The organism is Eikenella corrodens (assembly GCF_003990355.1).
GTDB classification, from domain to species: domain Bacteria; phylum Pseudomonadota; class Gammaproteobacteria; order Burkholderiales; family Neisseriaceae; genus Eikenella; species Eikenella corrodens_B.
Map to the genome: position 1 here is coordinate 359,401 of NZ_CP034670.1, position 18,854 is coordinate 378,254.

The 18,854-nt window shown below is 51.0% G+C and carries 12 protein-coding genes, 2 tRNA genes and 3 rRNA genes; 14 read left to right on the forward strand and 3 right to left on the reverse strand.

Annotated elements, in window-relative coordinates; translation table 11 throughout:
* Nucleotides 1–8 precede the first annotated feature (8 nt).
* Complete coding sequence (hemB, locus tag ELB75_RS01835) at nucleotides 9–1,016, reverse strand: porphobilinogen synthase (RefSeq protein ID WP_126982496.1); 1,008 nt, start codon at nucleotides 1,014–1,016, stop codon at nucleotides 9–11.
* Between hemB and ELB75_RS01840 the strand changes: the two genes are divergently transcribed.
* The 14 genes from ELB75_RS01840 (at nucleotide 996) to pheT (ending at nucleotide 16,006) form a co-directional block, all read left to right on the forward strand.
* Nucleotides 996–1,313, forward strand: coding sequence for a hypothetical protein (locus ELB75_RS01840; RefSeq protein WP_126982497.1), 318 nt, complete (start codon nucleotides 996–998; stop codon nucleotides 1,311–1,313). The genes hemB and ELB75_RS01840 overlap by 21 nt on opposite strands.
* A 123-nt stretch (nucleotides 1,314–1,436) precedes the next feature.
* Nucleotides 1,437–2,977, forward strand: a 16S ribosomal RNA gene (locus ELB75_RS01845).
* A 69-nt stretch (nucleotides 2,978–3,046) separates the two neighbouring features.
* A tRNA-Ile gene (locus tag ELB75_RS01850) sits at nucleotides 3,047–3,123 on the forward strand.
* A 35-nt stretch (nucleotides 3,124–3,158) separates the two neighbouring features.
* Nucleotides 3,159–3,234 (forward strand) — tRNA-Ala (locus ELB75_RS01855).
* Between the two features lie 335 nt (nucleotides 3,235–3,569).
* Nucleotides 3,570–6,542, forward strand: a 23S ribosomal RNA gene (locus ELB75_RS01860).
* A gap of 171 nt (nucleotides 6,543–6,713) precedes the next feature.
* Nucleotides 6,714–6,827 (forward strand): 5S ribosomal RNA (gene rrf, locus ELB75_RS01865).
* The 16S, 23S and 5S rRNA genes sit together here with 2 tRNA genes alongside, the layout of an rRNA operon.
* Nucleotides 6,828–7,543: 716 nt before the next feature.
* Complete coding sequence (locus tag ELB75_RS01875; RefSeq protein WP_126982498.1) at nucleotides 7,544–7,951, forward strand: ComEA family DNA-binding protein; 408 nt, start codon at nucleotides 7,544–7,546, stop codon at nucleotides 7,949–7,951.
* A gap of 100 nt (nucleotides 7,952–8,051) precedes the next feature.
* Entirely contained in the window at nucleotides 8,052–8,999 is a 948-nt protein-coding gene (gene trxB, locus ELB75_RS01880; RefSeq protein ID WP_126982499.1) for a thioredoxin-disulfide reductase, read from the forward strand.
* A gap of 311 nt (nucleotides 9,000–9,310) precedes the next feature.
* Entirely contained in the window at nucleotides 9,311–9,754 is a 444-nt protein-coding gene (locus ELB75_RS01885; RefSeq protein WP_126982500.1) for a DNA polymerase III subunit chi, read from the forward strand.
* Between the two features lie 150 nt (nucleotides 9,755–9,904).
* Complete coding sequence (gene pheS, locus ELB75_RS01890; protein ID WP_126982501.1) at nucleotides 9,905–10,897, forward strand: phenylalanine--tRNA ligase subunit alpha; 993 nt, start codon at nucleotides 9,905–9,907, stop codon at nucleotides 10,895–10,897.
* Nucleotides 10,898–10,952: 55 nt separating this feature from the next.
* Nucleotides 10,953–11,399, forward strand: a complete 447-nt coding sequence (locus ELB75_RS01895; protein ID WP_126982502.1) for a very short patch repair endonuclease — start codon at nucleotides 10,953–10,955, stop codon at nucleotides 11,397–11,399.
* A gap of 70 nt (nucleotides 11,400–11,469) precedes the next feature.
* The gene (locus ELB75_RS01900; protein ID WP_126984175.1) at nucleotides 11,470–12,564 is read left to right on the forward strand and encodes a DNA cytosine methyltransferase; all 1,095 of its coding nucleotides are present in this window, start codon (nucleotides 11,470–11,472) and stop codon (nucleotides 12,562–12,564) included.
* A gap of 1 nt (nucleotide 12,565) precedes the next feature.
* Nucleotides 12,566–13,591 carry a restriction endonuclease gene (locus ELB75_RS01905; RefSeq protein ID WP_126984176.1) on the forward strand — a complete coding sequence of 342 codons (1,026 nt, stop codon included), beginning with the start codon at nucleotides 12,566–12,568 and terminating at the stop codon, nucleotides 13,589–13,591.
* Between the two features lie 54 nt (nucleotides 13,592–13,645).
* Nucleotides 13,646–16,006, forward strand: coding sequence for a phenylalanine--tRNA ligase subunit beta (gene pheT, locus ELB75_RS01910; RefSeq protein WP_126982503.1), 2,361 nt, complete (start codon nucleotides 13,646–13,648; stop codon nucleotides 16,004–16,006).
* Between the two features lie 163 nt (nucleotides 16,007–16,169).
* Here the strand turns inward: pheT and ELB75_RS12395 are convergent, their stop codons facing one another.
* Both ELB75_RS12395 and ELB75_RS01915 read right to left on the reverse strand, forming a co-directional pair.
* Nucleotides 16,170–16,448 (reverse strand): hypothetical protein, encoded by a 279-nt coding sequence (locus ELB75_RS12395; protein WP_164726757.1) that lies wholly within the window; start codon nucleotides 16,446–16,448, stop codon nucleotides 16,170–16,172.
* On the reverse strand, nucleotides 16,426–18,672 hold the full coding sequence (locus ELB75_RS01915) for a FliH/SctL family protein (RefSeq protein ID WP_126982504.1): 2,247 nt from the start codon (nucleotides 18,670–18,672) through the stop codon (nucleotides 16,426–16,428). Before ELB75_RS01915 ends, ELB75_RS12395 begins: the two co-directional genes overlap by 23 nt.
* Nucleotides 18,673–18,854 lie beyond the last annotated feature (182 nt).

The window sequence follows — 18,854 nt, forward strand, 5'->3', positions numbered from 1 at the left end:
CGGGGCAGTTAGCCTTGCTGCTTCAGCTGTTTGGCTGCTTCGATGGCGTAGTAGGTGAGAATGCCGTCTGCACCGGCGCGTTTGAAGGCGAGCAGGCTTTCAAGGATAACTTTGTTGCTGTCCAGCCAGCCGTTTTGAATCGCTGCTTGGAGCATGGCGTATTCGCCGGACACTTGGTAGGCATAGGTGGGCACGCCGAATTGGTCTTTCACGCGGCGGATAACGTCGAGATAGGGCAGGCCGGGCTTCACCATCACCATATCTGCGCCTTCCTGTAGGTCGAGCGCGATTTCGTGTAAGGCTTCATTGCTGTTGGCGGGGTCCATTTGATAAGTGCGTTTGTCGGCCTTGCCTAAGTTGGCGCTGCTGCCCACTGCAGCGCGGAACGGGCCGTAGAAGGCGGAAGCGTATTTGGCAGAATAGGCCATCAGCCGGGTGTGGATGTGGCCGGCATCTTCCAAGGCTTCACGGATGGCGCCGATGCGGCCGTCCATCATGTCGGATGGAGCAATCACTTGTGCTCCGGCTTCGGCGTGGCATAGCGCTTGTTTGATCAGAACTTCCACAGTTTCATCGTTCAATACGTAGCCATTTTCATCAATTAGGCCGTCTTGTCCGTGGCTGGTGTAGGGGTCGAGCGCCACATCAGTCATCACACCCAGCTCCGGGAAGCGCTCGCGCAAGGCGCGCACGGTGCGTGGTACGATACCTTCCTGGTTGTAGGCTTCACTGGCGGTCAAATCTTTGTGTGGCACGGAAGCAGGAAATAAGGCCAGCATCGGGATGCCCAGTTCGCAAGCTTGCTCAGCTTGGCGTAGCAGATTATCCAAGGTTTGCCGCTCAATGCCGGGCATGGAAGGGATGGGTTCGTTTCCAGAACCTTGCTCCAACACGAATACGGGATAGATTAAATCATCAACACTGAGGGTATGCTCTCGCATGAGGCGGCGGGAAAAATCGTCTCTACGCATCCGACGCGGGCGGATGAAGGGAACTTGGCGGAATGGGAAATTCATACTGGAAACCTATCGAGTGTTTTAACGGCGTATATTTTACGCTGCTTAGCAGGGGAATGGGTGAGTAAGATGGGCGGTAGAGATGTTGCGCAATTTTCTGCCAATGAAATTTTCTTTTGTGTTAGAGGTTTAATCTTATTTGTTGGATATTTTGTTTTCTGGTATTTGACAAAGTTTTTTTGGCGGCGTATAGTTCGCATCTTCGCTGTTCCTTACGGCACAATTTGCTGTTTGCGGTTTGATTATTTACTGTTTGCAGTTGTGATTATGCGTCAGTTTGGTTCGGCAGCTCTTTAACAATCAGATTACCGATAAGTGTGGGTGTTTTACACCTGCACTGTTGAGAAGAAGACAAGACGATGTTTGACATTGTCCTGTCGGTTTCTTTGAAGCAGACCAGAAGTTATTAAGTTAGAGATTGAACATAAGAGTTTGATCCTGGCTCAGATTGAACGCTGGCGGCATGCTTTACACATGCAAGTCGAACGGCAGCGGGGTAGTGCTTGCACTACTGTCCGGCGAGTGGCGAACGGGTGAGTAAGATATCGGAACGTACCGAGTAATGGGGGATAACCAATCGAAAGATTGGCTAATACCGCATACGTCCTGAGGGAGAAAGCGGGGGATCGCAAGACCTCGCGTTATTCGAGCGGCCGATAACTGATTAGCTAGTTGGTGGGGTAAAGGCCTACCAAGGCGACGATCAGTAGCGGGTCTGAGAGGACGATCCGCCACACTGGGACTGAGACACGGCCCAGACTCCTACGGGAGGCAGCAGTGGGGAATTTTGGACAATGGGGGCAACCCTGATCCAGCCATGCCGCGTGTATGAAGAAGGCCTTCGGGTTGTAAAGTACTTTTGTTAGGGAAGAAAAGGGAAGTGCTAATACCACTTTTTGCTGACGGTACCTAAAGAATAAGCACCGGCTAACTACGTGCCAGCAGCCGCGGTAATACGTAGGGTGCGAGCGTTAATCGGAATTACTGGGCGTAAAGCGAGCGCAGACGGTTACTTAAGCAGGATGTGAAATCCCCGGGCTTAACCTGGGAACTGCGTTCTGAACTGGGTAGCTAGAGTATGTCAGAGGGGGGTAGAATTCCACGTGTAGCAGTGAAATGCGTAGAGATGTGGAGGAATACCGATGGCGAAGGCAGCCCCTGGGATAATACTGACGTTCATGCTCGAAAGCGTGGGTAGCAAACAGGATTAGATACCCTGGTAGTCCACGCCCTAAACGATGTCGATTAGCTGTTGGGCAACTTGATTGCTTAGTAGCGTAGCTAACGCGTGAAATCGACCGCCTGGGGAGTACGGTCGCAAGATTAAAACTCAAAGGAATTGACGGGGACCCGCACAAGCGGTGGATGATGTGGATTAATTCGATGCAACGCGAAGAACCTTACCTGGTCTTGACATGTACGGAACCTTCCAGAGACGGAAGGGTGCCTTCGGGAGCCGTAACACAGGTGCTGCATGGCTGTCGTCAGCTCGTGTCGTGAGATGTTGGGTTAAGTCCCGCAACGAGCGCAACCCTTGTCATTAGTTGCCATCATTTAGTTGGGCACTCTAATGAGACTGCCGGTGACAAACCGGAGGAAGGTGGGGATGACGTCAAGTCCTCATGGCCCTTATGACCAGGGCTTCACACGTCATACAATGGTCGGTACAGAGGGTAGCCAAGCCGCGAGGCGGAGCCAATCCCAGAAAACCGATCGTAGTCCGGATTGCACTCTGCAACTCGAGTGCATGAAGTCGGAATCGCTAGTAATCGCAGGTCAGCATACTGCGGTGAATACGTTCCCGGGTCTTGTACACACCGCCCGTCACACCATGGGAGTGGGGGATACCAGAAGTAGGTAGGGTAACCGCAAGGAGCCCGCTTACCACGGTATGCTTCATGACTGGGGTGAAGTCGTAACAAGGTAGCCGTAGGGGAACCTGCGGCTGGATCACCTCCTTTCTAGAGAAAGAAGCAGGGGTAGAGCATCCACACCTATCGGTAATCGGATACAGATGCGAAGAGAATGTTGGGTTTGTAGCTCAGCTGGTTAGAGCACACGCTTGATAAGCGTGGGGTCGGAGGTTCAAGTCCTCCCAGACCCACCAGTAGTCGTAGAGCGGAGCAGATCCGCCCAGGTACTGGGGGCATAGCTCAGTTGGTAGAGCACCTGCTTTGCAAGCAGGGGGTCATCGGTTCGATCCCGTTTGCCTCCACCACACAATACTTTCCAAATAAAAGTATGCTAAATATGCGAGTAAGCTGCTGCAGCTTGCAGTTTACGCGGTAGTTTGTAGTTTATTTTTATTTGCGAAGTTAAAACGCATCGATCTTTAACAAATTGGCAAGCCGAAATCAACAAACAAACGAAGTAGGGCTTATCCCAGAGATAAGTCATACAGAATTTGGGTGATGATTGTATCGACCGAATCCTGAAACACAAAAGGCAGGATTCGGACACAACAAGCAGTAAGCTTTATCAGAGTAGAGGCCTTAAGCCCCAGTTGTCGTCAACGCAGCGCAGGCGAAGTCAAAAAGGCACTTCAAATGATAGAGTCAAGTGAATAAGTGCATCAGGTGGATGCCTTGGCGATGATAGGCGACGAAGGACGTGTAAGCCTGCGAAAAGCATCGGGGAGCTGGCAATAGAGCTTTGATCCGGTGATGTCCGAATGGGGAAACCCACACAGCAATGTGTATCCTAAGCCCAATACATAAGCTTAGAGAAGCGAACCCGGAGAACTGAACCATCTAAGTACCCGGAGGAAAAGAAATCAACCGAGATTCCGCAAGTAGTGGCGAGCGAACGCGGAGCAGCCTGTATGTGATAGCCGTCGGGATAGGAGAAGGAATTGGAAACTTCCGCCATAGTGGGTGATAGCCCCGTATCCGAAATTCCGGCAGTGGTACTAAGCATACGACAAGTAGGGCGGGGCACGAGAAATCCTGTCTGAAGATGGGGGGACCATCCTCCAAGGCTAAATACTCATCATCGACCGATAGTGAACCAGTACCGTGAGGGAAAGGCGAAAAGAACCCCGGGAGGGGAGTGAAATAGAACCTGAAACCTGATGCATACAAACAGTGGGAGCACCCTTGCGGTGTGACTGCGTACCTTTTGTATAATGGGTCAACGACTTACATTCAGTAGCAAGCTTAACCGGATAGGGGAGGCGTAGGGAAACCGAGTCTTAATAGGGCGACATAGTTGCTGGGTGTAGACCCGAAACCGAGTGATCTATCCATGGCCAGGTTGAAGGTGCCGTAACAGGTACTGGAGGACCGAACCCACGCATGTTGCAAAATGCGGGGATGAGCTGTGGATAGGGGTGAAAGGCTAAACAAACTCGGAGATAGCTGGTTCTCCCCGAAAACTATTTAGGTAGTGCCTCATGTATCACTTCCGGGGGTAAAGCACTGTTATGGCTAGGGGGTCATTGCGACTTACCAACCCATGGCAAACTCAGAATACCGGAAAGTGCAATCATGGGAGACAGACAGCGGGTGCTAACGTCCGTTGTCGAAAGGGAAACAACCCAGACCGCCAGCTAAGGTCCCAAATGATAGATTAAGTGGTAAACGAAGTGGGAAGGCTTAGACAGCCAGGATGTTGGCTTAGAAGCAGCCATCATTTAAAGAAAGCGTAATAGCTCACTGGTCGAGTCATCCTGCGCGGAAGATGTAACGGGGCTCAAATCTATAACCGAAGCTGCGGATGCACGCTTCCTTAAAACAGCTTGCCGGAGCGAAGCGACGGAAAGCGCCCATCAAAGTCGAGCATGAATAGGTGGGGATAGCTGTTTTAATGAAGCGTGCATGGTAGGGGAGCGTTCTGTAGGCCTGAGAAGGTGTTTCGTAAGGAATGCTGGAGGTATCAGAAGTGCGAATGTTGACATGAGTAGCGATAAAGCGGGTGAAAAGCCCGCTCGCCGAAAGCCCAAGGTTTCCTGCGCAACGTTCATCGGCGCAGGGTGAGTCGGCCCCTAAGGCGAGGCAGAGATGCGTAGTCGATGGGAAACGGGTTAATATTCCCGTACTTGATTTAAGTGCGATGTGGGGACGGAGAAGGTTAGGTCAGCAAACTGTTGGAATAGTTTGTTCAAGCCGGTAGGTGGAAGGATTAGGCAAATCCGGTTCTTCATAACACCGAGAAGCGATAACGAGTATCTACGGATACGAAGTGACTGATACCACGCTTCCAGGAAAAGCCACTAAGCTCCAGCTTAAATCGAACCGTACCGCAAACCGACACAGGTGGGCAGGATGAGAATTCTAAGGCGCTTGAGAGAACTCGGGAGAAGGAACTCGGCAAATTGATACCGTAACTTCGGGAGAAGGTATGCCCTCTGAGGTAAAGGATTTACTCCGTAAGCTTTGGAGGGTCGCAGAGAATCGGTGGCTGCGACTGTTTATTAAAAACACAGCACTCTGCAAACACGAAAGTGGACGTATAGGGTGTGACGCCTGCCCGGTGCTGGAAGGTTAATTGAAGATGTGAGAGCATCGGATCGAAGCCCCAGTAAACGGCGGCCGTAACTATAACGGTCCTAAGGTAGCGAAATTCCTTGTCGGGTAAGTTCCGACCCGCACGAATGGCGTAACGATGGCCACACTGTCTCCTCCCGAGACTCAGCGAAGTTGAAGTGGTTGTGAAGATGCAATCTACCCGCTGCTAGACGGAAAGACCCCGTGAACCTTTACTGTAGCTTTGCATTGGACTTTGAAGTCACTTGTGTAGGATAGGTGGGAGGCTTAGAAGCAGAGACGCCAGTTTCTGTGGAGCCGTCCTTGAAATACCACCCTGGTGACTTTGAGGTTCTAACCCAGGTCCGTGAACCGGATCGGGGACCGTGCATGGTAGGCAGTTTGACTGGGGCGGTCTCCTCCCAAAGAGTAACGGAGGAGTTCGAAGGTTACCTAGGTCCGGTCGGAAATCGGACTGATAGTGCAATGGCAAAAGGTAGCTTAACTGCGAGACCGACAAGTCGAGCAGGTGCGAAAGCAGGACATAGTGATCCGGTGGTTCTGAATGGAAGGGCCATCGCTCAACGGATAAAAGGTACTCCGGGGATAACAGGCTGATTCCGCCCAAGAGTTCATATCGACGGCGGAGTTTGGCACCTCGATGTCGGCTCATCACATCCTGGGGCTGTAGTCGGTCCCAAGGGTATGGCTGTTCGCCATTTAAAGTGGTACGTGAGCTGGGTTTAAAACGTCGTGAGACAGTTTGGTCCCTATCTGCAGTGGGCGTTGGAAGTTTGACAGGGGCTGCTCCTAGTACGAGAGGACCGGAGTGGACGAACCTCTGGTGTACCGGTTGTCACGCCAGTGGCATCGCCGGGTAGCTAAGTTCGGGAAGGATAAGCGCTGAAAGCATCTAAGCGCGAAACCTGCCTGGAGATGAGACTTCCCTGAGGGTTAAGCCCTCCTGAAGAGTCGTTCTAGACCAGGACGTTGATAGGTGGGGTGTGGAAGCGCGGCAACGCGTGCAGCTAACCCATACTAATTGCTCGTGAGGCTTGACTCTATCATTTGAAGTGCTTTGCGGTGTGGAGACACCGGGAAGAGTACTCAATAGAATAAAGCTTACTGGAATCGATACACATTACCCGATGTTTGGTTTGTAGCCGGACAGAACAGTTTGATTTGATTGGCCGCAGTGGATACTGCGGTGGCTTGACGATTTGTACAGTTTAAGTTTGGCGGCCATAGCGGTTTGGTCCCACGCCTTCCCATCCCGAACAGGACCGTGAAACGAACCAGCGCCGATGATAGTACGGATTACCCGTGTGAAAGTAGGACACTGCCAAACACCTATTGATGACACCCGTCTGATGGCGGGTGTTGTGTTTTATGGAAAACAACGAAAAGAAAATACGGCGAAGACAAAAGCAAAGACAAAATGGAAACAAACCGGGATAGGAATAAGGGTATAGGAATAGGTAAGGTGCTGATTAGGAGACTACCTTTAAGAGGCTGCCCGAAGGTTTCAGGTAGCCTCTCTCCTGCCTTGGAAACGATTTGGGTTGAACCAGGCAGGAGAAAAAAGGGGGGTTATATAAAATGAGGGGAGGCCGGTTGGGTATTAATATTCAACTGGCCCCTTCCTGTGGAAATCAACAGGGTTGTTTACACTTTCGGCTTTTGCTTGAAGATCTGATTGAGCGGCTACTTAGTATTGCCAAGAATGTCGATAGACACGTGAAACCTGATTTATAGTGAATTAACAAAAACCAGTACAGCGTTGTCTCGCCTTGCCGTAACGTGTGTGCTGCCTGCGGCTTGCCGCCTTGTCCTGATTTTTGTTAATCCACTATATTTTGGATAATGACGGATAGCTGCTTAAGAAGCGTTTAATCAGAAACAAACACTGTCCGTGCCATAGAAAAATGTAAACAATACGACGATTTTCTGCAAATAATGCAATTATTTGTTATGTAAGGAAAAGCTGGGTTGCGTTTAAAGTGGTATTAAATTATAGTACAAAGGTATTTTATTTTTGTTGCTCAACATCAAGGAGTTAATTCTATGAAGAAGTTCTTATTCATTATCGTTAGCTTGCTGAGTTTTTCTTGGGCATTGGCACAGGTGAATATTAATACCGCCACTGCACAAGAGTTGCAAACTTTGAATGGTATCGGCCCATCTAAAGCCGCCGCTATTGTGGAATACCGTAACGCAAACGGCCCGTTCAAGTCGCCTGAAGATATTAAAAACGTACGCGGCATTGGCAATGGTATTTATCAGAAAATTTCTTCAGAAATCACCGTAGGCAATGGTCAGGCTGTGCGTACTCCTGCTGCCCGTCCGGCTGCTCAACAACAACAGCCGCAACCGGCCGCCGCTAAACCTGCTACCCCAGCAGCCAAACCCGCTGCCAACAAGCCTGCAGCTGCTCGTCCTACCACCGCAAAACCAGCTGCTGCCAACCCCTAATTAATAAATCCGAACTTTAAGCACCGCCTGCCATGTAGCCGGCGGTGTTTTTGTGTTCGAAAGCAGGTACAATAAACGCCATTTTAATTTGGAGAAGGCCATGTCTAAGCACCACAAACTCATCATCCTCGGCTCCGGCCCCGCAGGTTACACCGCCGCCGTTTATGCCGCCCGCGCCAACCTCAATCCCGTCATCATCACCGGTTTGGAACAAGGCGGCCAACTCATGACCACCACAGAAGTGGACAACTGGCCTGCCGATGCCGACGGCGTGCAGGGCCCCGAACTGATGGCGCGCTTCCTCGCCCACGCCGAACGCTTCGGCACGGAAATCGTTTTCGACCACATCCACACCGCACAACTGCAGCAACGCCCGTTCAAACTCATCGGTGATGCGGGCGAATATACCTGCGACGCACTCATCGTCGCTACCGGCGCATCGGCCAAATACCTCGGCCTGCTGAGCGAAGAAATCTTCGCCGGACGCGGCGTGTCCGCCTGCGCCACCTGCGACGGCTTCTTCTACAAAAAACAAGACATAGCCGTTGTCGGCGGCGGCAACACCGCCGTGGAAGAAGCACTCTACCTGGCCAACATCGCCAACACCGTAACCCTGATACACCGCCGCGACAGCTTCCGTGCCGAAAAAATTATGGTGGACAAACTGATGCGCCGAGTGGAAGAGGGCAAAATCATCCTGAAAACCGAAGCCGTATTGGAAGAAGTATTGGGCGACGACAGCGGTGTAACCGGCGCGCGGTTGAAATTCAACGACGGCCGCAGTGAAGACATCGCCGTCAAAGGCGTATTCATCGCCATCGGCCACAAACCCAACACCGACATCTTCAAAGGCCAGCTCGATATGGACGACGCAGGCTACCTGAAAACCAAAGGCGGCAGCGGCGATAACGTCGGCGCAACCAACATCGAAGGCATTTGGGCGGCGGGCGACGTAAAAGACCACACCTACCGCCAAGCCATCACCAGCGCGGCCTCCGGCTGCCAAGCCGCTCTCGATGCCGAACGCTGGCTCGACCGGCAACGTTAAATGTACTCAGGCTACCTGAAAAAACGAAACTTCCGCAAGCCGTTTTAGTCTCGTAGAACCACAGCCTTGGTTATGCCAAGACATCGTTTTAACCACATTGCAGCTTGCGTTTTCAGGTAGCCTTTAGCCTTACCAGATTTCAGGTAGCCTGCCCGCGATATTCCCTACCGGGAACAAGCGCGGCGGGTAGCGATACAGGCTACCTGAAAACTCCAAACACCCTGTCCAAGCCATTTGTAGCCAATCCGGCCGCAGGGCACAGGTAAACGATTTGCCGACTCCAGCCTCCCCGGCATTTTTCAGGTAGCCCCATGCCCACCGTGACCTTCTACACCCACGTTGCCGATTTAGAAACCTTTGCCTGCCGTTTGGCCAAACGCGCAGTCGAAGCCGGTTGCCGCGTGCTGGCTTGGTGCGGCGGCTCGGAGCAGCTGGCAACCCTCGACCGCCAATTGTGGGCGTTCGAGGCCGAAAGCTTCCTGCCGCACGAAATCTGGCTGCCAGAAGAAAACCAGTGCCCGACAGAACCGCCGATACTGCTGGCCGAAGGCGAAGCCCTGCCCGCAGCAGAAAGCAGCCTGGTGGTGCTGAATTTATCGGCAGACTTGTGGATCGATGCTCCGAATACGCCGGAACGTGTGCTGGAAATCGTCGGCCACAGTGAAACCCAGCTTGCCGCCGCCCGCCGCCGCTTTGCCGCCTACCGTAACGGCGGTTTCAAAATCGAACACCACAATATGCAGGGCAAAGCCTAGTTTTGTCTATCGTCCGCTTGGCCGGTCTGCTATAAAAACAGCCCATTTTCAGCTAAAATGCCGCCTTTCCCGCCTTCGGTTTTGCTGCCGGATTTTTTAGGTAGCCTGCAGGTGTGCCGCCCCATTCCCAACATCATTTCACAATAAAATATGCAAAACGCAGAACAAATTGCCGCCGCCAGCATTGCCGCCATCCAAAACACCGCCGACCAGCAAGCCCTCGAACTCGTCAAAGCCCAGTATCTCGGCAAAACGGGCGAACTCAACGCCCTGCTCAAACAGCTCGGCAGCCTGCCGCCCGAAGAGAAAAAAACCGTCGGCGCGTTCATCAACGAATGCAAGCAGCGTTTCCAAGCCGCCTACGATGCCAAACGCGCCGAGTTGGCCGAAGCCAAGCTGCAAGCCCAACTTGCCGCCGAAGCACTCGATATTACCCTGCCCGGACGCGCGCAGGAAAACGGTGGTCTGCATCCCGTAACCCTGACCTTGCAGCGCGTAGTCGAACTCTTTCACGGCATGGGTTTTGAAGTGGCGGACGGCCCGGAAATCGAAGACGATTTCCACAACTTTCAGGCTTTGAACATCCCTGCAAACCACCCGGCACGCGCCATGCAGGATACGTTCTACGTTGAAAACGGCGATGTGTTGCGTACGCACACTTCCCCGATTCAAATCCGCTATATGCTCGATAAAAAAGAGCCGCCTATCCGCATTATCGCCCCCGGCCGCGTTTACCGTGTGGACAGCGATGCAACGCACTCGCCCATGTTCCACCAAGCTGAAGGTTTGTGGGTAGAAGAGGGCGTAACTTTCGCCGATTTGAAAGCCGTGTTCACCGACTTTATCCGCCGCTTTTTCGAACGTGATGATTTGCAAGTACGTTTCCGTCCGTCTTTCTTCCCGTTTACCGAACCGTCCGCCGAAATCGACATCATGGGCGAAAACGGCAAATGGCTGGAAGTCGGCGGCTGCGGCATGGTGCATCCCAACGTGTTGAAAAACGTGAATATCGACCCCGAAAAATATACCGGTTTCGCCTTCGGTATCGGTCTCGACCGCTTTGCCATGCTGCGTTACAACGTGAACGATCTGCGACTGTTTTTTGATAACGATTTGAACTTTTTGAAGCAGTTTGCGAAATGATCGTGCAGGCTGCCTGAACATGGAAAAGCAGCCTGCATATTTCAGGTAGCCAGAAATGGACAGATTAACCCCCGAGCAACGCAAAAAATGTATGCAGTCCAACAAAAGCAAAGGGACGAAGCCCGAGCTTGTGTTGGCAAAAGCGATGTGGGCTTTGGGGCTCAGGTATCGGAAAAATAGCGGAAGCATTTTTGGGAAGCCTGATTTTTCATTTAAAAAATACAAAGTGGCCGTATTTGTCGATGGTGAGTTTTGGCACGGCAAGGATTGGGAACGGAAAAAGGCGGAAATAAAGGGAAACCGTGAGTTTTGGATTGCCAAGATAGAACGCAATATCCGGCGGGATATGGAAGTAACAGGCCGTTTGAAAGCCGAGGGCTGGACGGTTTTACGTTTTTGGAGTAACGATGTCGTTAAAAATGCAGGCTGCCATGCCGAAAAAGTCAGACAAGCCGTCCGCGAAAAACAGGAATTGTCAAAATTTCAAACGGGAGAAAAATAATCTCCCCTTCCAGTTGACGGATAAAAGCTGCAATTTGGATATAAGTATGCGGCAGGAAAGAAAAAAAACTTTGATTTTTTCTTTTTTTTCCGGTGCGGGCTTTTTGGATTTAGGCTTTGAGTTGTCAGGATTTGATATTGCCTTCGTTAATGAAGTCCATCCCCCATTTTTGGAAGCATATAAATACTCTCGAAGCAGAATGGATATTCCGAAGCCTAAATACGGATATTTTGAGGGTAGTATCGACGAATGTCTTTATGCGGAGAAAGCAAAAGATTTGGCTGGCTGGGTTAAAAAGGAAAAACAAAATGGCATTATTGTCGGATTTATCGGGGGTCCCCCATGTCCGGATTTTTCTGTTGCAGGGAAAAATAAAGGTAGGGATGGGGAGAATGGTAAGTTATCACAAAGTTATGTGGATTTAATTTGTAAAAACCAGCCTGATTTTTTTGTATTTGAGAATGTGAAAGGACTATATAGAACTGCCAAGCATAGGGAGTTTTTCAATGCGCTGAAACGGCAACTTTCTGATTTTGGGTATGTATGTACTGAAAAACTCATCAATGCCATCGAATACGGCGTACCGCAAGACAGGGAAAGGATTATCCTAGTGGGTTTTTTGAGTCAGCATGTCGATGCTTTGCAGAAGTTTGATTGGGATGCCCATATTTCATTCCCTGATGCCTTGGAAAAAGATTGGCCTACGACAGAAGAAGTAGGAAGAGTGGTCAGTCAGCCTGCAAACATATATCCCGAGTTGACCGTTCAGTATTGGTTCGATCGCAACGGTGTGGATACGCACCCGAATGCGAGCAAGCACTTCCAACCAAGAGCGGGTTTAGAAAAATTCCAAACCATAAGCGAAGGGGATGATAAAAAGAAGTCCTATAAACGCCTACACCGCTGGCGTTATTCCCCGACTGCCGCATACGGAAACAACGAAGTCCACATTCATCCCTATCTGCCAAGAAGGATTTCCGCTGCGGAGGCATTGGCAATACAGTCTTTGCCGAAGGAGTTTGAGCTGCCTGATAACATGACATTGAGCAATATGTTCAAAACTATAGGCAACGGTGTACCGTTTTTGGCAGCAAAAGGGATAGCGATGACACTGAAATCTTATTTGGAGAATCACTATGAACGGACAAAAACTGACGGCTGCTAATTTGGTCAGTGCGATTGACAGCTTGAAAAAGAATGTCAATTATAACTATGTGAACAGCTCAAATACGCATACCATACAAATCGTCCATGTTGAAAAACCGGAAGGTCCGATTAAGATTAAAAGGGGAGATACGGAAACTTCGATATCGAAACAAGCAATTTGGCGGTTGGCAGATGCGTTGTCAACGGGTGAGCCTGTCAATGTGGACAGGGTGTTTGGCGCAAGTTATAACTTTCGTTCCGCACTAGAGGCATTGCTTGCCCATACACCCGAAATTTACTGGTGCAAATTGCAGCGGATACAACCGGGTCTGAATAAAAGCGAGGTGGTGGAAGGGCACAAGCACATTATTTGGCTTCCCGATAGGCCGCATGAAAAAGGCGTAATGAAGGAATATGAGACAGATGTCGTTATTTCGGAAATCCCCTCCAACAATGTGGTTTACGATGCTTTATCCCTTCCTTCGACCCATTCAGAAATAGATATAGATGTAAAACGCCGCCACGTACAAATACAGATTGCCCTTTCAGCAATAGGTTTCCAGCTTGGTTTCAGGACGTGGATTGCGAGAAACGACCAAGGTATCAGTTATGGGGATAAAAAAATTGCCGATTTGGACGGTATCGTGCAAAAGATAGAATGCGAGAAACTTATCAGTTCGTTTGACGGCGCGGTTCAGGCCGCAATGCATATTGATTGCATCTGGTTCAGGAATGGAAAACTGATGCCGGCGGTGATGGAGGTGGAACATAGTACGGGTGTACGTTCCGGCCTTGCGCGGATGAAGCAGTTGAAAGACCTGTTGCCACCATATGCTAATACGCGCTGGGTTATCGTTGCTCCTGATGAAGATAGGGATAAAGTTTTTAAAGAAGCAAATGTTCCGATGTTTCAAAATTTAGATACCCAATATTTTCCTTATTCCGCAGTTGAAGAGTTGTATTCCTTGTGCATTCGCCGGAAATTGACAAATAAAGCTGTCAATGAAGAATTTTTAGACTGCTTTATGGAAAAATGTGTAATGTAATTTACACTCGGTTACCCTTAAGTTGTCCAATCAAATTTAATCTTTAGGAAAAACATGCAATTCTCCTACTCATGGCTGAAAACCCAAGCCGATACCGAACTTTCCGCCGATAAGCTGGAACATCTGTTAACCATGTCCGGCTTGGAAGTGGAAGAAGCCGAGACTGCCGCGCCTGCGTTTACGGGCGTGGTGATTGCCGAAGTGAAATCCGTTGAAAAACATCCTGATGCCGATCGTTTGAACGTTACCCAAGTCGATGCGGGTACGGGTGAGTTGGTGCAGATTGTGTGCGGTGCGCCGAATGTGAAAGCGGGCATCAAAGTGCCGTGTTCGCTGCTGGGCGCGGTGTTGCCGGGCAATTTCAAAATCAAACCGACCAAGATGCGCGGCGTGGTGTCGAACGGGATGTTGTGTTCCACCGACGAACTCGGTTTGCCTGACGACGGCGTGAACGGCCTGCACATTCTGCCGCAAGACGCTCCCGTCGGCACAAACATCCGCGAATATCTGGATTTGGACGATACGGTGTTCACGCTGAAAATCACGCCGAACCGTGCCGACTGCCTGAGCATCAAAGGTATTGCGCGCGAAGTGTCCGCGCTGACCGGCTGCGCGTTTAAGCAGCCTGCAATCCATGCCGCGCCCATCACGGGCAGCCGCAAACAGCCCGTGCAGATTGATGCGCCTGCCGATTGTGGCCGCTTTATCAGTCGCGTGATTGAAAACGTGAACGCGCGCGCCGCTACGCCGGATTGGATGAAGCAGCGTTTGGAGCGCAGCGGTATCCGCAGCCTTTCCGCGCTGGTGGACATTGGCAATTATGTGATGCTGGAAATCGGTCAGCCGATGCATGTTTTTGATGCCAATAAACTTTCAGGCAGCCTGCACATTCGTCGCGCGCGCGAAGGTGAAACGCTGGAATGCCTGAACGAGAAAACCGTCTCTCTGTCTGAAAATACGCTGGTAGTGGCCGACGAAAAAGGCGCGTTGAGTTTGGCAGGGCTGATGGGCGGCGCGGCGAGCGCGGTTTCAGACGACACACAAAATATCGTGCTGGAAGCGGCTTGGTTTGCGCCTGAAATCATCGCAGGAAAATCGCGCCAATACGGTTTTGGTTCGGATTCGTCGTTCCGCTTTGAGCGCGGCGTGGATTGCCGTTTGCAGGCTGATGCTATCGAACGCGCTACCGAATTGGTTTTGCAAATCTGCGGCGGTGCGGCAGGCGAAATGGTGGAAGCGTTGGGCAGGCTACCTGAAAACAAACAGGTCGAATTGCGTTTAGGCCGTCTGAAAACCGTGTTGGGCGTGGACATTCCTGCCGAACAGGTGGAAACCATTTTGCAGCACTTGGGCTTGCAGCCTGAAAAAACGGCGGAAGGTTTCCGTGTTACCGCGCCGAGTTTCCGTTTCGACATCGAAATCGAAGCCGATTTGATTGAAGAAATCGGCCGCGTTTACGGCTATGAAAATATCCCCGACGATTACACGTCAGGCCGTCTGAAAATGCTGGCGCTGCCCGAAACCCGCCGTCCGCGTTTTGCCGTTTATAACGAAATGGCGGCGCGCGGCTACCGCGAAGTCGTCAGCTACGCCTTCGTTGACGAGCAATGGGAGCTCGATTTTGCCGCCAACGCCAATCCCATCCGCCTGCAAAACCCGCTGGCGGCGCAGTATGCCGTGATGCGCTCCACGCTCATCGGCGGCTTGGTGGAAATTCTGCAAAACAATCTGAACCGCAAACAAAACCGCGTGCGCGTGTTTGAAATCGCCCGCGTGTTCAGCAAAGGTTCAGATGGCCAGTTTGTACAAAACGAACGCATCGGCGGCCTGTGGTACGGCGCGGCGATGCCGGAACAATGGGGAGAGAAAACGCGCAACGCGGATTTTTACGACATCAAGGCCGATGTAGAAAATCTGTTGAAAAACAAAGCGGTTGAGTTCGTTAAAACCGAACATCCCGCCCTACATCCCGGCCGCGCCGCCAATATCGTTTCAGACGGCCAGGTCATCGGCTTTGTCGGCGAATTGCACCCGAAATGGCTGCAAAAATACGATTTGCCGCAAGCGCCGCTGGTATTTGAAATCGATATGGCAGCCGTGTTGGAACGCGAAAAAACGCGCTATCAGGCGGTATCGAAATTCCAGCCGGTGCGCAGGGATTTGGCGTTTGTGATGCCTGAAACCACTACTTTCGAGCAGTTGCAGGCTGCTTTGCGCGGCGTGAAATCCGATTTGATTCAGGAGATTACGTTGTTCGATGTGTATCGCGGGGTGGGGTTACCTGAAAACATGAAGAGCATGGCAGTAAAAGTGATCTTGCAGGATGCAGAACGTACTTTGACGGACGATACGGTTGAAGAGATCGTGCAGAAGTTGATTGCCGCTGCTCAAACCATTGGGGCACAGCTGCGGTAGATAGGGCTTGCAGTGGCTGGGTTTTGATGCAGCAAGGCAGGCTGCACCACATCGGAACTTGGCCTGCTCTTTTGCCGAGAGGCAGCGAGGCTACCCCTGTTTCAGGTAGCCTTTTATTCAAAGGCTACCTGAAAACGTGTGGGCAACGAGTATTCTGCGGCTGCTACTCTTTCAAAAAGCCGTATTCGTACACCAACGGTTCGAGTTTGGCGGCGAGGGCGGCGTAGGCGGTTTCGAAGGGGGCGAAGTCGGTTTGCGGGGCGGCTTTTTTCAGGGCGTTGCGGATTTGGTACCAGCCTGCGCCGCTTTTGTCGAGCAGGTATTCGTCGCGGATTTTGCGTTCGATGTCGGCTTGGTAGAAGGCCTGCCACAGTTTCAGGCCTTCGTCATACACGGCTTGGGCTTCTTTGGAGAGTTTTTTATCGCGCAGATAGTCGCTCATGAAATGCGATTGGAATCTGCCGTTGAAACCCACCTGCGCTTCGTCGTAGGGGATGAAGTGGTTGGTGAGCTGCCATTTTCTGCCGTTCCATTCCAGCGCGTCTTTGGCCGTGCCCGCGGTGAGGTTGCTGCCGGAAAAGAGCATGTACAGTAGGCAGTCGAGGGCGAATTCCTGCGGAATTTCGGTATAATTTCCTTCCTTCCTTCCTTCCTTCCTTCCTTCCTTCCTTCCTTCCTTCCTTCCTTCCTTCCTTCCTTCCTTCCAGACCGAAGTGCGGCTGTAGGAATTGGTCGCGGTCGTTGAGCCATGTGGGTGTAATTAAACGACGCACGGCAAAGATAACGGCGGCCTTGGCTAAATTATCTTTGTTTACAAAAAATCCACGCCCACTGCCAAAACCTGATGAAAGTAGCATAGTTAGTTTAGCCGCTTGTTGAAAATCATTGCCTGCACAATTTAACCAAGCAACTGCATTATCAGACCATTTCGTACCACGCACATCTTTTTTGGCGGTTGCTGTAACAATTGCATTTTTTAATGGGACAGCTAGCGTGTCATTTGTATCTGGCCGTTCTACCCAGTCTGTTAGCAAATGTTCTTCTACGAAAAATTTTCGTGATCCTTCAGGTTGAACATTTTTGTTATATGAGGATGTTTGGATTTCTGTTGGAAATGTAACATTCGGTTGATTTTGCTTTATTCGCCAAATTAAAAAGCCAATTGGAAAATTTCCATTTAATCCATCAAAATTTTTACTGTGAACAATAAAACCATTTTTATATTCAGCATGCCAATTATTGCGAAATTCTTGTAATGTTGGTGCAACAACATATTTCAATGTACTAAAAACAGCAACAACAGAGTTTGGTAATTCCAATGCAATACGCGACAAAAACTGTGTATATAAATCATTGCTGGCTTTACCAAATTTTTTCTTCGCGATATCAAGCATTTTTGTTCTAGCAACTCCCTTTTTATTTTTCCCGCCTGTTATACTAAAACTGCTCGTCGCCTCGGCATACGGCGGGTTAATCAGCACCAGAATCTTTTTCTTTTTATCGGAGCGGGCTGCCTGAATATGGGCGCGCAGTTCGTGCGGCATTTTATCGGTCAGCGAGTAGTCGATTGTGCCGTCTGAAGCGATGTCGTCGTTCAGGTAGTCGTATTGGAAGCGGGTGGCGGCGGGGAATTGGCCGCCGGTCTGCATGACGTTGATGTCGTCGGTGTCCAGCGTGCTCATGAAGACGTTGCGCAGGTTGCCGTGTTTGGTTTCAAGGTTGCCCACGCCGCAGCACATGTCCCAGACGATGTAGTTTTTCTGCCAGTTTCTGCCGAGCGTTTCGCTTAATAATCCATAGGCTTTTTCCACGACTTTAAGCGGAGTGTAATACGCGCCTTTGAATTGGCGTTCGTCCAGCGGGATGAGTTGGTCGCGGCGTTCGAGCAGGTAGTTGCGGTGTTCTGCGGCGGGCGGGCGGTGGTAGATGTTCCAAAATTCGCGGTAGCCTTTTTCGCTGGCGAGTTTGAGGACCCGGCCGCGCAGGGAGAAGGCGGGTTTGCCGTTGTAATTGGGGATGAGGCAGGTGTCCAGGCCGTCATCGATAACGAGTTTGTTGCCGTCGTGCATGATGTCGGCGTAAAACAGCAGGGCGTAGTCTGCGGGGTTCGGCAAGTCGCCGAGTTCCGCGCCGATGAGTTCCACCCAGCGGTCGAAGACGGGTTTGAGGTTGTTGGGGGTGATTTGGGTGCGGACGATGCCGCCGTTTTTGATGCTGTCGCGCACGGCCTGCAAAAAGGCGGCTTCGTCTTCGGCTATGCGGTAAACGATGAAGTGGTCGTTGATGTAGGGCGAGACTTGGGCGATGAGTTCGCGGCTGACTTGGCTGGCGGATTTGCCCCATGCGATTTTTTTGTCGCTGAAGATGGGGGTAATGCTTGCGGTGGACATGAGCGCGGCTTTTTCGTTGTCGATGACGCAGAGCAGCGGGGGCAAAAACAGGGATTTTATATTTTTGCCTTCGTGATATGCGTGGCAGACGTAATACAAAAGCTGCGTGAACATGGTGTACACGTCTGTGGGCTTGTGTTTGGCTTCAAACCAGATTTCTTCGGTTTGGATGTCTATCAGGCCTTTGGTAACTTTTTTAAGCTTCAGCGCGCTGATATAAGCATCTTTTACGTCTTCTTCGCTTTGGGCGGTTTGGAGTTTTTGATATAGGGTCATGGGGGCTTTCTTTCCGGGTTCTGGCTACCTGAAACAGGGGGGCGGGTTTTGTACGGGGCGGAGGTTTGAAGCTTGTTTTGAATTGCGGCTTAAATTAAGGGGCCGGCATGCGAATCAGGCAAAGGGCTACCTGAAAACGGCAAGGCGGTATGTTTGCTTCGTTGCAGCCTGCGTTTTCAGGT